Source organism: Bradyrhizobium sp. RD5-C2 (assembly GCF_019972155.1).
Lineage (GTDB): Bacteria > Pseudomonadota > Alphaproteobacteria > Rhizobiales > Xanthobacteraceae > Bradyrhizobium.
Genome location: NZ_BOVL01000010.1, coordinates 238,962 through 256,223 on the forward strand (window position 1 = coordinate 238,962; position 17,262 = coordinate 256,223).

Sequence of the window (17,262 nt, forward strand, 5' to 3'; positions counted from 1 at the left end):
GCTCAAAGCAATCGGTCCGACCGAAACCCGGCGCGGAGGCACGATCGCCGCATGAACCTCGATTCCGAAACCAAAGCCGTCGAACTGCCCGACGATCATGGCACCGAGCTCAGGCTGTGGCTGCGTCTTTTGACCTGCACCACGCTGATCGAAAGCGAGGTGCGCAGCCAATTGCGTGAGAAGTTCGATGTCACGCTGCCGCGCTTCGACCTGATGGCCCAGCTCGACAAGGTCTCCGACGGCATGACGCTGTCGGACCTGTCGAAGCGGATGATGGTGTCGAACGGCAACGTCACCGGGTTGGTCGAGCGGCTGGTCGAGTCCGGCCATCTCGATCGCCGCACTTCGGAGACCGACCGCCGCGTGCAGTTCATCCGGCTGACCAAGCTCGGCCGGGCCGAATTCCGCAAGATGGCGACCGAGCACGAGAAATGGATCGCCGATATCTTCGGCGACCTGTCGCCGAAGGATATCCGCGAATTGATGCGGCTGCTCGCCAAGGCCAAGGGCTCGGCCCAGCGCTCCGCCAAAGCGAGGACCGCTTAAGCCGTGAGCGAGATCGATTACGAGGTCGAATACAACAACCGCGCGCGGGTGCCGGAAAATCCGGCGCTGATGGCCGGCTGGGCGAGGGACTCCGCGGCCTATCGCGAGCAGCATCCGCCGCGGCGGCTGAGCTATGGTCCGGGCAGCCGCAACGTCATCGATCTGTTTGAGGGTGATCGCGACGGGCCGCTGGTGGTCTTCATCCATGGCGGCTACTGGCAGGCGCTTGATGGCTCGTCGTCGAGCCACTGCGCGCGGGGCCTCAATGGTCACGGCATCAGCGTTGCGGTGCCGAGCTACGACCTCTGCCCCAATGTCACTGTCGGCGACATCATCGGCGAGATGCGCGCGGCAACACGCGAACTGGCGAAGCTCGGCCGGCCACTGGTCATGTCGGGACACTCCGCTGGCGGGCATCTGGCCGCATGCATGCTCGCGACCGATTGGCCGGCCTACGATGCGTCGCTGCCGGCGAATCTGGTCAGGGCCGCTTACGCGATCTCCGGCCTGTTCGAGCTCGAGCCGCTGGTCGGCACCTCCATCAACAAGGCGCTTGGCCTTGACCGCGACGCAGCAAGGGCGGCGAGCCCGCTGCTCTGGAAAGCGCCCGCAGGCGCGACGCTCGATGCGATGGTTGGCGGCGCCGAGAGCGCCGAATATCACCGGCAGAGCCGAACCATCGTGGACGTCTGGGGCAAAGCGGGCGTGGCAACGCGGTTCGGCACCGTGCCCAATGCCAATCATTTCACCGCGATCGCACCGCTCGCCGACCCGGAGTCGGAGATGGTCGCGCGGCTGAAGCAGCTCACGCAACTCTGAGGTTTGCTGGCCCGCGCCATGTCTACGCGATTTCCACCCTTGCGCCAAATTATTTTAAGTATAAAATGATTGGCGGTCGGGACGCCGCCGGGCGTCCTCGATACTGGTTTTCTCGATGTTGATCTTGATGTTGGTCTTGGCCTTTCTGGATAGAAAGCGAGGGGCAATCGAATGTCAGGTGAATTTCCCGGGCTCGGCCCATCCGGGCATGTCGACGATTTCGCGCGGCGCAATCTGCCGCCATCCGCGCAGTGGCCGCAGCTGCTGCTCGACCGGCCCGAATTCAGCTATCCCGATTATCTCAACGCCGCGGTCGAACTGACCGACCGCATCGTCGAGCAGGGCATGGGCGATCGCATCGCGCTGATCGGCAATGGTCGCCAGCGCACCTACAAGGAATTGACCGACTGGTCGAACCGCCTGGCGCATGCGCTGGTGGAGAATTACGGCGTCAAGCCCGGCAATCGCGTCCTGATCCGCTCGGGCAACAACCCGGCACTGGTCGCGGCCTGGCTCGCGGCGACCAAGGCTGGCGCTGTCGTCGTCAACACCATGCCGATGCTGCGCGCCGGCGAACTGGCCAAGATCGTCGACAAGGCCGAGATTGCGCTGGCACTGACCGACAGCCGCATCGCGGATGAGCTGGTAGCCTGCGCGAAGACCAGCAAATTCCTCAAGCAGGTCGTCAATTTCGACGGCACACAAAATCACGATGCCGAGCTCGACCGGATTGCGCTGAACAAGCCGGTCAAATTCGATGCGGTGAAGACCGGCCGCGACGACGTCGCGCTGCTCGGCTTCACGTCGGGGACAACAGGCGAACCCAAGGCGACGATGCATTTCCACCGCGATCTCCTGATTGTCGCGGACGGCTATGCCAGGGAAGTGCTCAAGGTGACACCGGACGACGTGTTCGTCGGTTCACCGCCGCTCGCGTTTACCTTTGGGCTCGGCGGGCTCGCGATCTTCCCGCTGCGCTATGGCGCCACCGCGACGCTGCTCGAGAACGCGGCGCCGAGCGAGATGATCCGGATCATCGAGACCTACAAGGCGACGATCTGCTTCACGGCGCCGACCGCCTACCGGGCGATGATGGCCGCGATGGACAAGGGCGCCGATCTGTCGTCACTCCGGCTTGCCGTCTCGGCCGGCGAGACGCTGCCGGCGCCGGTGTTCGAGAGCTGGACTAAAAAGACCGGCAAGCCGATCCTCGACGGCATCGGCAGCACCGAGCTATTGCACATCTTCATCACCAACCGCACCGGCAGCGCCGTCGCCGGGACCACGGGCACGCCTGTTTCCGGCTACCAGGCGAAGATCGTCGACGAGGACATGAACGAGCTGCCGCCGGGCCAGGTCGGCAAGCTGGCGGTTCGCGGCCCGACCGGCTGCCGTTATCTCGCCGACTCCCGGCAGACCAAGTATGTGCGCGATGGCTGGAACATCACCGGCGATGCCTTCGTCAGCGACGAGAATGGCAGGCTGTCCTTCGTGGCGCGCGCCGACGACATGATCATCTCGGCGGGCTACAACATCGCCGGTCCCGAGGTTGAGGCGGCGCTGCTCGGACATCCTGATGTCGCGGAATGTGCTGTCATCGGCGCGCCCGACGAGGAGCGGGGGCAGATCGTCTCTGCCTTCATCGTGCTGAAGCAGGGCGCGCGCAGCGACGATGCCGAAGTCAAGGCGTTGCAGGATCACGTCAAGGCGACGATCGCGCCGTACAAATATCCCCGCGCGATCTCGTTTGTCGAAGCGTTGCCGAAGACCCAGACCGGGAAGATCCAGCGCTTCAAGCTCCGCGAAGCAAGCTGAGAGCGGGGCGACGGCCGTGGCCGCCGCCCTCGATCGTTCAATGCCCGCCGGCGCCGCCCGCCGCGTTCTTCGGCTTGCCGGTCAGCACGATCGCGATCGCAGCAAGCGCCAGCACGACGCCGATCACCGCGAAGGCGTCGCTGAAGCCGAGCACCAGCGCCTGGCGCTTCACGATATTGCCGATCGCAACGATCGCCTGGCTGTGTGCGGTTGCGGGGTCCGAGATGCCGTGGCTGAGGAAGTAGTTGGTGACGTCGGCGATCCGGGCACGCACCTCCTCGCGGCCCAGATGCACGGACTGGCCGATGATGTTGGAGTGGAACTGCTCGCGCTTGGTGACGATGGTGGCGAGCAGCGCCGTGCCGATCGCGCCGCCGAGGTTACGCATCATGTTGGAGATGCCGGAGGCTGCCGCCGCATCCTGCGGCGCGACGCTGCCGAGGCTGATTGCGGACAACGGCGCCAGCGTGATCGCCTGGCCGACGGCACGGACGATGTTCGGGTAGAAGAACTGGTCGCCGGAATAGTCGAGCGACATCTGTATGTTCATGAAGGATGAGACCGCGAACAGGATCATGCCGGTGAAGGCGATGAATCTCGCGTCGAAGCGCTGCATCAGCTTCGGCACCAGCGGGATCAGGATCAGCTGCGGCAGGCCGGTCCAGGCCAGCACCTGGCCGATCTGCTCCGCATTGTAGCGCTGCACCTGGCCGAGATAGGCCGGCAGCAGATAGACCGAGCCGAACAGCGCGAAGCCGACGAACACCGCCGAGATGGTGCCGAAGCCGAAGCTGCGCTGAGTCAGGAGCCGCAGCCGGAGCAACGGTTTCTCGACCACGAGCTCGATCCAGACGAACAAAGTGAGGCTGACGGCAGCGATCACGGCAAGCTTGACGATGAAGGGCGAGCCGAACCAGTCGTCCTTGTTGCCTTCCTCGAGCACGGCCTGAAGCGATGCCAGGCCGATCGCCATCGTGGCGATGCCGAGCCAGTCGCCCTCGCGCAGCAGATTGAGCTGCATCGGCTGGCGTTCCAGCGTGAAGGACAGAGTTATGACCATCACCGCGGTCGGAACCACGTTGACGAAGAAGATGGTCTGCCAGCCGTAGTTTTCGGTCAGGTAGCCGCCGATGGTCGGGCCGATCGCCGGGGCAAACGTCACGGCGAGCGCGAACATCGCAAGGCCGATCGGCTGTTGCAACTTCGGCAGCTTGGTGAAGACCAGCGTGAAGGCCATCGGGATCAACACGCCGCCGAAGAAGCCCTGCAGGCCGCGCATCGCGATCATCGAGGGCAGGTCGTGGGTGAAGGCACAGGCGACCGAGAAGATCGCAAACAGGGTGGCGAAGCCGATGATGATCTTGCGGAACGAGAACACCCGGCTGAGAAAGTCGGTGAGCGGGATCACCACGATCTCGCCGATCAGATAGGACGTCGAGATCCAGGAGCCGTTGTCGACGCCGGTGCCGATGCCGCCCTCGATGTTGAGCAGCGAGGCGTTGGTGATCTGGATGTTGAGGATCGCCATGAAGGCGCCGATCATCGCGGCGACGATGGAAATCCACACGGCCATGCTGGCGCGGTTGGGGTCGGCTGCCGCGGCTACTGCGGGCGGCGCGGCAGCCGGGGAGGAGAGCGCGAGGTCGGACATGACATCACCTATTTGAAAGAGGCGACAGCGAGCTTGGGCGAGGCGCTGGAGCGCGGAGTGTCCCCGGCGGGATGCGACAGCGTCGCGATCGACGGGATCACCGACATGCCCGGCCGCAGGTCGACATTGGTTGCGTCGAGCACGATCTTCACCGGGATGCGCTGCACCACCTTGGTGAAGTTGCCGGTGGCGTTGTCCGGCGGCAGCAGCGCGAACTCCTGGCCGCTGGCGGGCGCGAGGCTGTCGACATGACCGCGCACGACCTGACCGGGGAACATGTCGACCTCGATCTCCACCGGCTGGCCCTTGCGGACATTGGTGAGCTGCGTCTCCTTGTAATTCGCGATCACATAGGCGCCGGTGGCCGGCACCAGCGACATCAGTTGCGTGCCGGCCTGGACGAATTGGCCGGTGCGCAGGGTGCGGTTGCCGACCACGCCGTCGATCGGGGCGATGATGGTGGTGTAGCCGAGGTTCAACTCGGCCTGATGCTGGAGCGCGGTTGCGCGGGCCTGCGCCGCGACGGCCTGAGCGATGTCGGCTTTGAGCAGTTCCACCTGCCGTTCGGCGGAGGCGAGGTTTGCGGTGTCGCGGGCGATAGCGGCCTGCGCGCCGGCGTAGCGCGACTGTGCCTGCTGCGCGTTCTGCACACTGCCGAAGCCGGTGCCGGCGAGGTCGGTGTAACGCTTGTTCTCCTGCTCGGCGAAGGTCTGGTTCGCCGTGTCCACGGCGAGCGTTGCACGTGCTGCCTCGATCACCGAGTGCTGCACGTCGAGCTGCGCGCGTTTGCTGGTGATCGCAGCTTCGGCGGCAGCGACGTCAGCCTTCGACTGATCCAGCGCGACCTTGAAATCGCGCTCGTCGATCCGCGCCAGGATCTGGCCGGCGCGCACATGTTCATTGTCGCCGACCAGCACCGCGCTGAGATAGCCTGACACTTTCGGTGCGATCGTCGTGTTGTCGGCCTTCACATAGGCGTCGTCGGTCGAGATCTGAAAGCGGCCGACCGTCCAGTAATCCCAGCCATACCAGGCGCCGCCCGCGAGCAGGGCGAGTGCTGCGCCCGTCATGAGCAGGCGGCGAAGCTTACCCTTGGCGGCGGGCGGCTTGGCCGCCTCGGGACTTGCGATCAACTGCTTGGCGGTCTCGGCCGGAACCTGGCTCTCGGCCTTGAAGGACGTTTCGTGCTGGCTCATGGCAGGTGCTCCTGATCGTTCTATCCCTCTGGGAAACCGTACGAATTCTGACTTCGGCGACCCGGGATAATTAGGAAACTTGATGTTTTCCAAAATAGAGCCCATATTTGGACTGTCAATAGAATGACAGTCATCATCTAAAAGCATGGCTCGGGCATGAACCGGAACGACAACGACCAGACAGAGCAGACCGCGCCGGAACGGCGCGGCCGCGGGCGGCCACAGCTTCGTTCCGACGACGAAACACGCGCACTGATCTATGAGGCGGCGCGGCGTGAATTCTCGGAGCGCGGCTTCGCTGCGGCCAGTATCGCCGACGTGGCCTGCCGCGCCGGCGTATCCACCAAGACGCTCTATCGTTTGATCCCGACCAAGCTGGCGCTGTTCGAAGGCATGGTGACCGACCGGGTCGAGCGGTTCGTGTCCGTCGTGAATCTCGGCGCCTGCGATGGCCGCAATGTTGCGGCGGCGCTGGAGGCGGCGCTGCTGACCTGCGCCGAGCTCATTCTCGATGCCGAGGTCATCGCGCTGCAGCGGATCATCCTGGCCGAGAGCGATAAATTTCCTGACATCGCCGAGACGTTCTACGAGAAGGCCATGCAGCGCTCGATCGCCGCGCTGGCGAATTGGCTCGGCGTCCAGCAGCGGCGAGGGCGGATCGTGCTCGATGACACCGAAGCCGCAGCCGGCATGTTGCTCGGCATGCTCGTGTTCAAGCCGCAACGCGACGTCATGTTCGGGCACAAGCCCGCGCCACTGCATAGCGAGATGGCAGCACGCGCCAAGGCCTGTGCTGCGCTGTTCCTGTCCGGATGCGCCATGCCGGCCGACCAGATCAACAAGCAAGGTGGAGGCGCGTGATGCCGGAGCCGGCCGCGACCTATACCGTCGAGGCGCAGATCGCGCGCGACGACCAATCCAGATGTGAGGACGTCCTGACGCGCTGGATGGCTGCGCTCAACGACTATGACGCATCGGCCATGGACGCGCTGATGCACTTCCCGCATGTGCGGATCGCCGGTGGCGTGGTCACCGTCTATCAGCAGCCCGGCAACAATCCGATGGACCTGTTCGAGCGGCTGCGCAAACAGGACGGCTGGCATCACAGCGTCTGGAACGAAACGAAGCTCGTGCAGTCCTCGCCGGCGAAAACACATTACGCCGTCCGCTATACGCGCTACCGCGAGGACGGATCGGTTATCGGGGTCTACGATTCCCTCTATGTGCTGAGCCTGCTCGGCGGCGCTTGGAAAATCCAGAGCCGCTCGAGCTTTGGTCCCTGAGCGGGCCTGCGTTACAAGCCGCGTTATTTGGCCGCCACCGCCGATGCGGGAGGCTGCGTCAGCACCTGGCGGATCATGCGGGCGAGATCGGCCTTGCGATAGGGTTTTGGCAATAGCGTGACGTCCGGGTCGAGCCGGCCGTGATGGATGATCGCATCCTCGGTATAGCCGGAGGTGAACAGCACGCGGACCGAGGGCAGTCTGGCGATCACGGCATCGGCCACCTGCCGGCCGTTCATGCCGCCGGACATGATGACGTCGGTGAACAGCACGTCGCAGACGAACCCCTTGTCGACGGCGGCCAATGCCTCCGGGCCGTTGGCGGTGACCATTGTGCGGTAGCCGAGCTGCTCGAGCTGGGCGCTGACGTAATTGCGGACCAGCGGATCGTCCTCGACGACCAGGATGGATTCGTGGCCGCCACGCATGTCGACCGGAGGAGGCGGCTCGACGTCGACCATGTCGCCCATGCTGCGCGGCAAATAGAGCTTGATCGATGTGCCGTGGCCCTCTTCGGAATAAATCTTGAGATGCCCGTCGGATTGCTTGATGAAGCCGTAGACCATGCTCAGCCCGAGACCGGTGCCTTTGCCGGTATCCTTGGTGGTGAAGAACGGCTCGAACACCTTTTCGCGGATCGGTTCCGGGATTCCGGCGCCGGTGTCGCTGACCGCGACCATCACATATTCACCCGCGCGCACATCGAGGTTGGCGGCGGCATAAACCTCGTCGAGGATGACGTTGCTGGTCTCCAGCATCAGCTTGCCGCCGTCAGGCATCGCATCGCGGGCATTGAGGGCGAGATTGAGCAGCGCGGTCGACATGTGGTTGGGGTCGATGAAGGCTGGCCAGGCGTCGGCTTCGAGCGCGGTATCGATTTCGATCTGCTCGCCGAGCGACGGGCGCAGCAGCCGCGCGGTGTCCTGCACCAGCGTGTTGAGGTTGGCTTCACGCGGTTGCAGCGGCTGCTGCCGCGAGAAGGCCAGCAGATGCTTGGTCACCTCGGCGCCGCGAAAGGCGGCGTCGCTGATCATCTTTGTCACCGACGACAGCGCGGCGTCGTGTTCCACGGCCTCGGCGAGGATGTCGATCAGACCGGTGATCACGGTCAGGATGTTGTTGAAGTCGTGGGCGATGCCGCCTGTGAGGTGCCCGACGGCCTCCATCTTCTGCACCTGGCGCAGCTTCTGCTCGGCCTCGAGCTGTTCCCGCGCGACCTCGACTTCGCGCGCGCGCATGAAGATTTCAGCTTCCATCTGCTCGGTGCGCTCGCGCAGCCGGTCGGTCAGCTTGTCCTGCTCGGCGCCGCGCTGTTTCAGGTGAATGAATCCGGTGACGTCTTCCACCCGATGGATGATGTAGCTGAACTGTCCGCTCGGTCCGAACACCGGCGTATTGCGCGGGCTCCAGTAGCGTTCCTCGAATCCGCCGCCCTCTGACTCGGGCTTGCGGATATCGTATTTCTGCACCGACATGGTGTCGGGGCGGCGGAACTGGACCACACGTTCCAGCGAGGCGCGCAGGTTGCGCACGCCGTCGGCGGCCGGATCGTCCGGATTATCGGGAAAAACTTCGAACAGCCCGCGCCCAAGGATCGCGGCGCGCTCGGTCTTGGTGGCGCGCAGGTAGGCGTCGCTTACTGCCACGATGCAGAAGTCAGGCTGCGTCAGCACCAGATAAAGGCCGGGTGCCGCCTCGAATAACGCCTTGAAGTCAGGCATCGGCGGGGACTGGTTTTGCAGTTCATCCTCCCTCGCAGGGATACGGTCCCCCAGTGACCGCAATCAAGATGTGGCACGCGTTCGCGGGAACTTCAATGCTTAACATACGGCGTTAACTCGATTTTTCCGAACGGGCCGGTGTCGCAACGTCGCGGCGTCAGCGCGAATTCGGGAGGTAGCGCCAGCCCTCCTTGCCCAGGAAGTCCAGCATGGCCTGGGCCGGTGGCAGCAGGATCTTGTCGGTACGCCTGATGGCGTGCCACTGCCGGACGATGGGCAGGCCCTTCACCTTGAGCACCACCAGCCGGCCATCCTCCAGTTCATGGAACACCGTGTGCTGGGAAATGAAGGCGATGCCGAGCCCGGCCATGACAGCCTGCTTGATGGTCTCGTTGCTGTCCATCGCCATGCCGAGCTTCGGCTCCAGCCCGACCCGCTCGAAGTATTGCTGCATCAGCATCCGCGTGCCGGATCCCTGCTCGCGGGTGATGAAGGTTTCATTGGCGAGCTCCGATGTCGCGACGTGCCGCCGCCGCGCCAGCCGATGATCGGGTGCGGCGATGATGAAGTGCGGATGCCGGCCGAGCGGCTTCATCTCGACCTCGACATCGGCCGGCGGCCGGCCCATCACCGCGATATCGAGATCGTAGCCGCGCAGCGCGTCGCGGATTTCCTCACGGTTGCCGATCCTGAGCGTCACCTCGATCTTGGGAAAGCGGCGCGAGAACGCCGCGATCGCGAACGGCACGAAGTACTTCGCGGTCGAGACCGCGCCCATCGCGACGCGGCCGCCGCTGCGGCCTGCGATCATGTCGAGCGACTGCTCGCAGTCCTTCAGCGCGGCCTCGATCCGCTCGATGAGCGCCAGCACGTGCGCGCCGGCATCCGTCAGCGCCATGCCGTCGCCGGTGCGCTGGATCAGCGGCAATCCCGCGAGTGCCTGCAGGTTGCGGAGCTGCAGCGTCACCGCCGGCTGCGTCAGGTTCAACTGGTTGGCTGCCGACGTGATTGAGCCGGCTCCGTGCACGGCCGACAGCGCGCGCAGCTGGCGGATGGTGAGGTCCCGCGAGAAGTTCCCGGCCATCACAAGCTCCATAAGAAATACTTTGCCCAGACCAAAGATAATGAAATTTCCCTAATTGGGCAATTCGCGCGTTGATACGGCCAAGGCGACTCCCCTGAGGTCGCCTCTCGACACCTCGGGACAGAGGGCGCGATCAAGGGAGAGGCCGGTGGAGATTCGTCCTGCATTGCATGCCCATCTGGAGTGGCCGACGCAGCACAACCCGCTGCGCGCCGCGACCGTTGCGGTGATCGAAGCCCTTGCCGGCGCCGCGATCGAGCTCTCGCGTATCATCGCCGCCGGACCGCTTGCCGGCATCGGCGGCGAGAGCGGAGGCATCAACCCCGACGGCGATCGTCAGAAGACCATCGACATCGTCGCCGACGGCCTGATGCGCGACGCGTTGCGCACTGCTCCGGTCGCCGCTGTGCTGTCGGAGGAGGTCGAGCTGCCGGAGACGCTCGATATCGATGCGCCGCTCTGTGTCGCGATCGATCCGCTCGATGGATCGGCCAATCTCGAAAACAACATCTCGATCGGCACGATCTTCTCGATCCGGCCGAAGGGCAACGACATCCTGTCGACCTTCTTCGAGCCCGGCACGGCGCAATGTGCCGCAGGCTGCTTCATCTACGGTCCGCAGACCGTGCTGGTGCTGGCGCTCGACAAGTGCGTCGACTGTTTCACGCTGGACCCGCGAACCGGCGAGTTCGTCCTGACTGCGCGTGAGCTGCGGGTGCCGCAGGACGCGTCGGAGTTCGCCATCAACGCCTCGAACCGGCGGCACTGGAGCGGCCCGGTGCGCAACTACATCGACGAGTGCCTTGCCGGCGTGAACGGCGAGCGCGGCCAGGACTTCAACATGCGCTGGATCGGCTCGCTGGTGGCCGAGGCCTACCGCATCCTGATGCGCGGCGGCGTGTTTCTGTATCCGGCGGATGCGCGCCAGGGCTACCGCGAAGGCCGGCTGCGCCTGCTGTATGAGGCGCACCCGATCGCGCTGATCATGGAATGGGCAGGCGGTGCCGCCTCGAGCGGCCGGTCGCGCATTCTCGATCTCTCGGCACGTACGCCGCATCAGCGCGTGCCGCTGATCATGGGATCGGCGCGCGCCGTGCGCGACGTCGATGCGATCCACCTGACCGTCGAGCCGTTGTTCGAGAGCAGCGATGCCCCGCTGTTCGCGCGGCGCGGCCTGTTCCGCTGAGGGGGAGCGCATGTCTCGTCGACATCCCATCATCTCGATCACCGGCTCGTCCGGCGCCGGCACCACCTCGGTGAAAAAGACGTTCGAGAACATCTTCCGCCGCGAGAATGTGGTCGCGGCCTATATCGAGGGCGACGCCTTCCATCGCTACGACCGCGCCGAGATGCGCAGCCAGATGCTGGATAAGGCCGAGCGCGGCGACAAGCATTTCAGTCATTTCAGCCCCGAGACCAATCTGTTCGAGGAGCTGGAGAGGCTGTTCAGCGACTATGCCGAGACCGGCAGCGGAACGACGCGGCACTATGTGCACGACGAGGAGGAATCGCGGCTCTACGGCGCCAAGCCCGGCACCTTCACCGCGTGGGAAGCGTTACCGGAGGATTCCGACCTCTTGTTCTACGAGGGCCTGCACGGCGCCGTGGTCACCGACAAGGTGAACGTCGCGCAACACGCCGACCTCAAGATCGGTGTCGTGCCTGTCATCAACCTCGAATGGATCCAGAAGCTGCATCGCGACCGCAGCCATCGCGGCTACTCCACCGAGGCGGTGACCGACACCATCCTGCGCCGCATGCCGGACTATGTGAACTACATCTGTCCGCAATTCAGCGAGACCGACATCAACTTCCAGCGCGTCCCGACGGTCGACACGTCGAACCCGTTCATCGCGCGCTGGATCCCGACGCCGGATGAATCGATGGTCGTGATCCGGTTGAAGAACCCGCGTGGCATCGATTTTCCCTATCTGCTCTCGATGATCCCGAACAGCTTCATGTCGCGCGCCAATTCGATCGTGATTCATGGCGCCAAGCTCGATCTCGCGATGCAGCTGATCCTGACCCCGCTGATCCTGCAACTGATCGAACGAAAGAGGCGAACGATATGACCGCACTTGCGTCCGTTGCCAGCCGGCCCGACGTCAGCCACGACGAGATGGCCAACGCCATCCGCTTCCTCGCCATCGACGCGGTGGAGCAGGCGAAATCCGGCCATCCCGGCATGCCGATGGGCATGGCCGATGTCGCGACCGTGCTGTTCTCCGACTTCCTGAAGTTCGATCCGGCCGATCCGGCCTGGCCCGATCGCGACCGCTTCGTGCTGTCGGCAGGGCACGGCTCGATGCTGCTCTATGCGCTGCTCTATCTGACGGGTTACGAGCGCATGACGCTCGATCAGCTCAAGGCGTTCCGGCAATGGGGATCGCAAACCCCGGGCCACCCTGAATACGGGCATACGCCTGGTGTCGAGACCACGACGGGGCCGCTCGGGCAGGGGATCGCGACCGCGGTCGGCATGGCGCTCGCCGAGCGCTTGATGAACGCGCGCTTCGGCGACGATCTGGTCGATCACTACACCTACGTGATCGCCGGCGATGGCTGCCTGATGGAAGGCCTCAGCCATGAGGCGATTTCGCTCGCCGGCCATTTGCGGCTGAACCGGCTGATCGTGCTGTTCGACGACAACCAGATCTCGATCGACGGCGCCACCTCGCTGTCCTGTTCGGACGACCAGACGGCGCGGTTTGCGGCCAGCGGCTGGAACGTCTGCCGCATCGACGGCCACGATCAGCGGGCGATCTCTGCGGCGATCAGGCAGGCACGCGCGAGCGACCGTCCGTCGCTGATCGCCTGCCGCACGGTGATCGGGTTCGGTGCGCCGAACCGGCAGGGCAGCGAGAAGGTGCACGGCGCGCCGCTCGGCACTGATGAGACGGCGAAGACCCGCGCCGCACTGCGCTGGCCTTATCCGGCATTCGAAGTCCCCGATGCGGTGCTGGCCGAGTGGCGCGACCTCGGTGGCCGCGGCCGCGACGCACGGCGGGCCTGGATCGAGCGCTCGCGCAGCGCCTGCAAGGCCGACAGAGGCGAGCGGTCCGCGTTCCACGACGCGCTGAATCGGAAATTGCCCTGTGCCTATGTCGAGGCGATGGCCAAGCTCGTGGAGCGGTTCGCGACTGAGCAGCCGAAGCTCGCCACGCGGCAGGCCTCGCAGCAGGTCATCGATGTGATCGCGGAGGCATTGCCGAATCTCCTGGGCGGCTCGGCCGACCTCACGCACTCCAACCTGACGCTGGCGAAGTCTCAGGTTTCGGTGCGGCCGGAAACACTCGACGGCAGCTACATCCACTACGGCATCCGCGAGCATGGCATGGCGGCGGCGATGAACGGCATCGCGCTGCATGGCGGATTCATCCCCTATGGCGGCACCTTCCTCAGCTTCGCCGATTACAGCCGGCCGGCGATCCGCCTGGCGGCATTGATGGGGATCCGCGTCATCCACGTGATGACCCATGACTCGATCGGGCTCGGCGAGGACGGCCCGACGCATCAGCCGGTCGAGCATCTAGCGGCGCTCCGGGCGATCCCGAACGTGCTGGTGTTCCGCCCGGCCGATGCGGTCGAGACGGCTGAAGCCTGGGACTGCGCGTTGAAGGCAGAGACCTCGCCGTCGATCCTCTGCCTGTCGCGGCAAGCGCTGCCGACGGTCCGCGACGGCAGCAAGGACAACCAGGTCGCGCTCGGCGCCTACGTTCTCGTCGAGCCGGCCTTCGGGCGTGACGTCACCCTGATTGCAACGGGTTCGGAGGTGTCGATCGCGCTCGAAGCCGCAAAGCTGCTGGCGGAAGCAGGGGTGAAGGCCGCGGTCGTCTCGGCCCCGTGCTTCGACCTGTTCCGTCAGCAGCCGCGCGACTATCGCGCCGAGGTGCTGGGCAGTGCGCCGCGCGTGGGCGTGGAAGCCGCAGTCGAGGGCGACTGGGCGCGCTGGCTCGGCGACGACGGCGTATTCGTCGGCATGAGCGGCTTCGGCGCCTCGGCGCCGGCCGACGTGCTGTACCGCGAATTCGGTATCACGCCGGCGGCGATTGCCGCGGCGGCAAAACAGCTCATTCAACGAGCGAATTGAGAGGAGGACGCCAACATGGCGCGGATCACACTGAGGCAATTGCTGGACCACGCCGCCGAACGCGGCTACGGCGTGCCGGCCTTCAACATCAACAACATGGAGCAGGGCCTCGCCATCATGGAGGCCGCGGCTTCCTGCGATGCGCCTGTCATCATCCAGGCCTCGCGCGGCGCGCGGTCCTACGCCAACGACATCATGCTGGCGAAGATGATCGATGCGCTGGAGGAGATGTATCCGCAGATCCCGCTCTGCCTGCATCTCGATCACGGCAACGAGGAGGCGACCTGCGCCACCGCGATCCGCTACGGCTTCACTTCCGTCATGATGGACGGCTCGCTCAAGGCCGACGCCAAGACCGCGGCCGACTACGACTACAATGTCGATATCACCCGCCGGGTGGTCGACATGGCGCACTGGGTCGGCGCGTCGGTCGAAGGCGAGCTCGGCGTGCTCGGCTCGCTCGAACATGGCGGCGGCGAGCAGGAGGATGGTCACGGCGTCGAAGGAAAGATCAGCCACGATCAGCTGCTCACCGACCCGGACCAGGCGGTTGATTTCGTCCGCGCCACCAAGGTCGATGCGCTCGCGATCGCGATGGGCACCTCGCACGGCGCCTACAAGTTCACGCGGCGGCCCGACGGCGAGATCCTGGCGATGCGCGTGGTCGAGGATATCCATGCGCGGCTGCCGAACACGCATCTGGTGATGCACGGCTCGTCCTCGGTGCCGCAACCGCTGCAGGACATGTTCAACCAGTTCGGCGGCGAGATGCCGCAGACCTGGGGCGTGCCGGTCGAGGAGATCGTCCGCGGCATCAAGCACGGCGTGCGCAAGGTTAACATCGACACCGATTGCCGGCTGGCTATGGCCGCGGCGTTCCGCAAGGTCGCCGTGCAGTCGAAGAGCGAGTTCGATCCGCGCAAATTCCTCAAGCCGGCGATGGATGCGCTGCGCGAACTCTGCCGTGACCGCTTCGAGCAGTTCGGCACGGCCGGCAATGCCGCCCGGATCAAGGTGGTTGCACTGCCGGAGATGGCCCGACGCTATCGCGCCGGTGCACTCGATCCGCAGATTGGAAAGATCACCCAGGCCGCCTGAGCAAATGGCGGCGAACGACGACAAGGAGATTGAGATGAACATACAGCAGTCGATCACGGTGCGTGGCAAGGATCGCTACAAGTCCGGCGTGATGGAATACAAGCGGATGGGCTATTGGGAGCCGAACTACGAGCCCAAGGACACCGACGTCATCGCCTTGTTCCGCGTCACGCCGCAGGACGGCGTCGATCCGACCGAAGCCTGTGCGGCGGTGGCGGGCGAATCCTCGACTGCGACCTGGACCGTGGTGTGGACCGATCGGCTGACCGCCGCAGAGAAGTACCGGGCGAAGTGCTATCGCGTCGATCCGGTGCCGAACTCGCCCGGCAGCTACTTCGCCTATATCGCCTATGATCTCGACCTGTTCGAGCCAGGCTCGATCTCGAACCTGACCGCCTCGATCATCGGCAACGTGTTCGGCTTCAAGCCGCTGAAGGCGCTACGCCTCGAGGACATGCGGCTGCCGATCGCCTATGTGAAGACGTTCCAGGGCCCGGCGACCGGCATCGTGGTGGAGCGCGAGCGGCTCGACAAGTTTGGCCGTCCCTTGCTCGGCGCCACCGTGAAGCCGAAGCTCGGCCTGTCCGGCCGCAACTATGGTCGCGTCGTCTATGAAGCGCTGAAAGGCGGGCTCGACTTCACCAAGGACGACGAGAACATCAACTCGCAGCCCTTCATGCACTGGCGCGAGCGCTTCCTGTACTGCATGGAGGCGGTCAACCGCGCGCAGGCCGCGACCGGCGAGATCAAGGGCACTTATCTCAACGTCACCGCGGCGACCATGGAGGACATGTACGAGCGCGCCGAGTTCGCCCATGAGCTCGGTTCCAACATCGTCATGATCGACCTTGTGATCGGCTACACCGCGATCCAGTCGATGGCGAAGTGGGCGCGCAGGAACAACATGATTCTGCATCTGCATCGGGCAGGCCATTCGACCTACACGCGGCAGCGCAGCCATGGCGTCTCGTTCCGCGTGATCGCGAAATGGATGCGATTGGCCGGTGTCGACCACATCCATGCCGGCACGGTGGTCGGCAAGCTCGAGGGCGATCCGAACACCACGCGCGGCTACTACGATATCTGCCGCGAGGACTTCAACCCGATGCAGCTCGAGCACGGCGTGTTCTTCGACCAGAACTGGGCGAGCCTCAACAAGCTGATGCCGGTGGCCTCCGGCGGCATTCATGCCGGCCAGATGCACCAGCTGCTCGACCTGCTCGGCGAGGACGTCGTGCTGCAATTCGGCGGCGGCACGATCGGCCACCCCCGCGGCATCCAGGCCGGCGCCACCGCCAACCGCGTCGCGCTGGAAGCCATGATCCTCGCCCGCAACGAGGGACGCGACTACGTCCATGAGGGGCCGGAGATCCTGGCCAAGGCGGCGCAGACCTGCACGCCGCTGCGCGAGGCGCTCGACGTCTGGAAGGACGTCACCTTCAACTATGAGTCGACCGACGCCCCCGATTTCGTTCCCACGCCGAGCATGGCGGTCTGACAGGAGTTTCTCATGCGCGTGACCCAAGGTTGCTTTTCTTTCCTGCCCGATCTCACCGATGAGCAGATCGCCGCGCAGGTGCAATACTGCCTCGACAAGGGCTGGGCGGTGAACATCGAGTTCACCGACGACCCGCATCCCCGCAACACCTACTGGGACATGTGGGGCCTGCCGATGTTCGACCTGCGCGACGCGGCCGGCATCATGAAGGAGCTCGCCGATTGCCGGCGGGTCTATGGCGACCGCTACATCCGGATCTCCGGCTTCGATTCCGGCCATGGCTGGGAGTCGGTGCGGCTGTCCTTCATCGTCAACCGGCCGCGCGAGGAACCCGGCTTCCGGCTCGATCGTGCGGAAGGCACCGGACGCAACCTGCGTTACGCGACGCATTCCTATGCGGCTGGTCGCCCCGAGGGCGAGCGCTACGCCGATCAGTGACCGCGTCCGGCTTGTAAGCCAGG

General features: G+C 64.9%; 15 protein-coding genes. 11 read left to right on the forward strand and 4 right to left on the reverse strand.

The features are described 5' to 3' along the window. Window positions 1-51: 51 nt before the first annotated feature. The 3 genes from BraRD5C2_RS11820 to BraRD5C2_RS11830 all read left to right on the forward strand — a co-directional run bounded on the left by BraRD5C2_RS11820 (window position 52) and on the right by BraRD5C2_RS11830 (window position 3,180). The gene (locus BraRD5C2_RS11820) at window positions 52-546 is read left to right on the forward strand and encodes a MarR family winged helix-turn-helix transcriptional regulator (protein ID WP_223968477.1); all 495 of its coding nucleotides are present in this window, start codon (window positions 52-54) and stop codon (window positions 544-546) included. Window positions 547-549: 3 nt separating this feature from the next. Then, window positions 550-1,365 (forward strand): alpha/beta hydrolase, encoded by an 816-nt coding sequence (locus BraRD5C2_RS11825; RefSeq protein ID WP_223968479.1) that lies wholly within the window; start codon window positions 550-552, stop codon window positions 1,363-1,365. Between the two features lie 171 nt (window positions 1,366-1,536). Further along, the gene (locus BraRD5C2_RS11830) at window positions 1,537-3,180 is read left to right on the forward strand and encodes a benzoate-CoA ligase family protein (protein WP_223968481.1); all 1,644 of its coding nucleotides are present in this window, start codon (window positions 1,537-1,539) and stop codon (window positions 3,178-3,180) included. Window positions 3,181-3,217: 37 nt separating this feature from the next. Here the strand turns inward: BraRD5C2_RS11830 and BraRD5C2_RS11835 are convergent, their stop codons facing one another. Both BraRD5C2_RS11835 and BraRD5C2_RS11840 read right to left on the reverse strand, forming a co-directional pair. Then, window positions 3,218-4,831 (reverse strand): DHA2 family efflux MFS transporter permease subunit, encoded by a 1,614-nt coding sequence (locus BraRD5C2_RS11835; protein ID WP_374707981.1) that lies wholly within the window; start codon window positions 4,829-4,831, stop codon window positions 3,218-3,220. 8 nt (window positions 4,832-4,839) lie between these two features. Then, window positions 4,840-6,027 carry an HlyD family secretion protein gene (locus BraRD5C2_RS11840; RefSeq protein ID WP_223968483.1) on the reverse strand — a complete coding sequence of 396 codons (1,188 nt, stop codon included), beginning with the start codon at window positions 6,025-6,027 and terminating at the stop codon, window positions 4,840-4,842. Window positions 6,028-6,183: 156 nt separating this feature from the next. Here BraRD5C2_RS11840 and BraRD5C2_RS11845 point away from each other — a divergent pair, with 156 nt between their 5' ends. After that, a complete protein-coding gene (locus BraRD5C2_RS11845) occupies window positions 6,184-6,888 on the forward strand; it encodes a TetR/AcrR family transcriptional regulator (protein ID WP_223968485.1) in 705 nt (234 codons plus the stop codon). Further along, a complete protein-coding gene (locus BraRD5C2_RS11850) occupies window positions 6,888-7,310 on the forward strand; it encodes a hypothetical protein (protein ID WP_223968487.1) in 423 nt (140 codons plus the stop codon). Before BraRD5C2_RS11845 ends, BraRD5C2_RS11850 begins: the two co-directional genes overlap by 1 nt. A 23-nt stretch (window positions 7,311-7,333) precedes the next feature. On the opposite strand, the gene BraRD5C2_RS11855 is transcribed toward BraRD5C2_RS11850, so the two are convergent. Together BraRD5C2_RS11855 and BraRD5C2_RS11860 are read right to left on the reverse strand one after the other, a co-directional pair. After that, complete coding sequence (locus BraRD5C2_RS11855) at window positions 7,334-9,031, reverse strand: ATP-binding protein (RefSeq protein ID WP_223968489.1); 1,698 nt, start codon at window positions 9,029-9,031, stop codon at window positions 7,334-7,336. Window positions 9,032-9,188: 157 nt separating this feature from the next. Further along, complete coding sequence (locus tag BraRD5C2_RS11860) at window positions 9,189-10,115, reverse strand: LysR family transcriptional regulator (protein ID WP_173641924.1); 927 nt, start codon at window positions 10,113-10,115, stop codon at window positions 9,189-9,191. A 154-nt stretch (window positions 10,116-10,269) separates the two neighbouring features. Between BraRD5C2_RS11860 and BraRD5C2_RS11865 the strand changes: the two genes are divergently transcribed. From BraRD5C2_RS11865 to BraRD5C2_RS11890, 6 genes are read left to right on the forward strand one after another with little or no spacing between them, the layout of a single operon-like run. After that, window positions 10,270-11,301 carry a class 1 fructose-bisphosphatase gene (locus tag BraRD5C2_RS11865; protein ID WP_374707984.1) on the forward strand — a complete coding sequence of 344 codons (1,032 nt, stop codon included), beginning with the start codon at window positions 10,270-10,272 and terminating at the stop codon, window positions 11,299-11,301. A 10-nt stretch (window positions 11,302-11,311) separates the two neighbouring features. Further along, entirely contained in the window at window positions 11,312-12,187 is an 876-nt protein-coding gene (locus BraRD5C2_RS11870; RefSeq protein ID WP_223968491.1) for a phosphoribulokinase, read from the forward strand. Then, on the forward strand, window positions 12,184-14,205 hold the full coding sequence (gene tkt, locus BraRD5C2_RS11875) for a transketolase (RefSeq protein WP_223968493.1): 2,022 nt from the start codon (window positions 12,184-12,186) through the stop codon (window positions 14,203-14,205). The genes BraRD5C2_RS11870 and tkt overlap by 4 nt, the downstream gene beginning before the upstream one ends. A 15-nt stretch (window positions 14,206-14,220) precedes the next feature. Further along, window positions 14,221-15,303 (forward strand): class II fructose-bisphosphate aldolase, encoded by a 1,083-nt coding sequence (fba, locus tag BraRD5C2_RS11880; protein WP_223968496.1) that lies wholly within the window; start codon window positions 14,221-14,223, stop codon window positions 15,301-15,303. A gap of 34 nt (window positions 15,304-15,337) precedes the next feature. Continuing rightward, window positions 15,338-16,801, forward strand: coding sequence for a form I ribulose bisphosphate carboxylase large subunit (locus BraRD5C2_RS11885; RefSeq protein ID WP_173641928.1), 1,464 nt, complete (start codon window positions 15,338-15,340; stop codon window positions 16,799-16,801). 12 nt (window positions 16,802-16,813) lie between these two features. After that, the gene (locus tag BraRD5C2_RS11890; protein WP_223968499.1) at window positions 16,814-17,239 is read left to right on the forward strand and encodes a ribulose bisphosphate carboxylase small subunit; all 426 of its coding nucleotides are present in this window, start codon (window positions 16,814-16,816) and stop codon (window positions 17,237-17,239) included. Window positions 17,240-17,262: the final 23 nt, after the last annotated feature.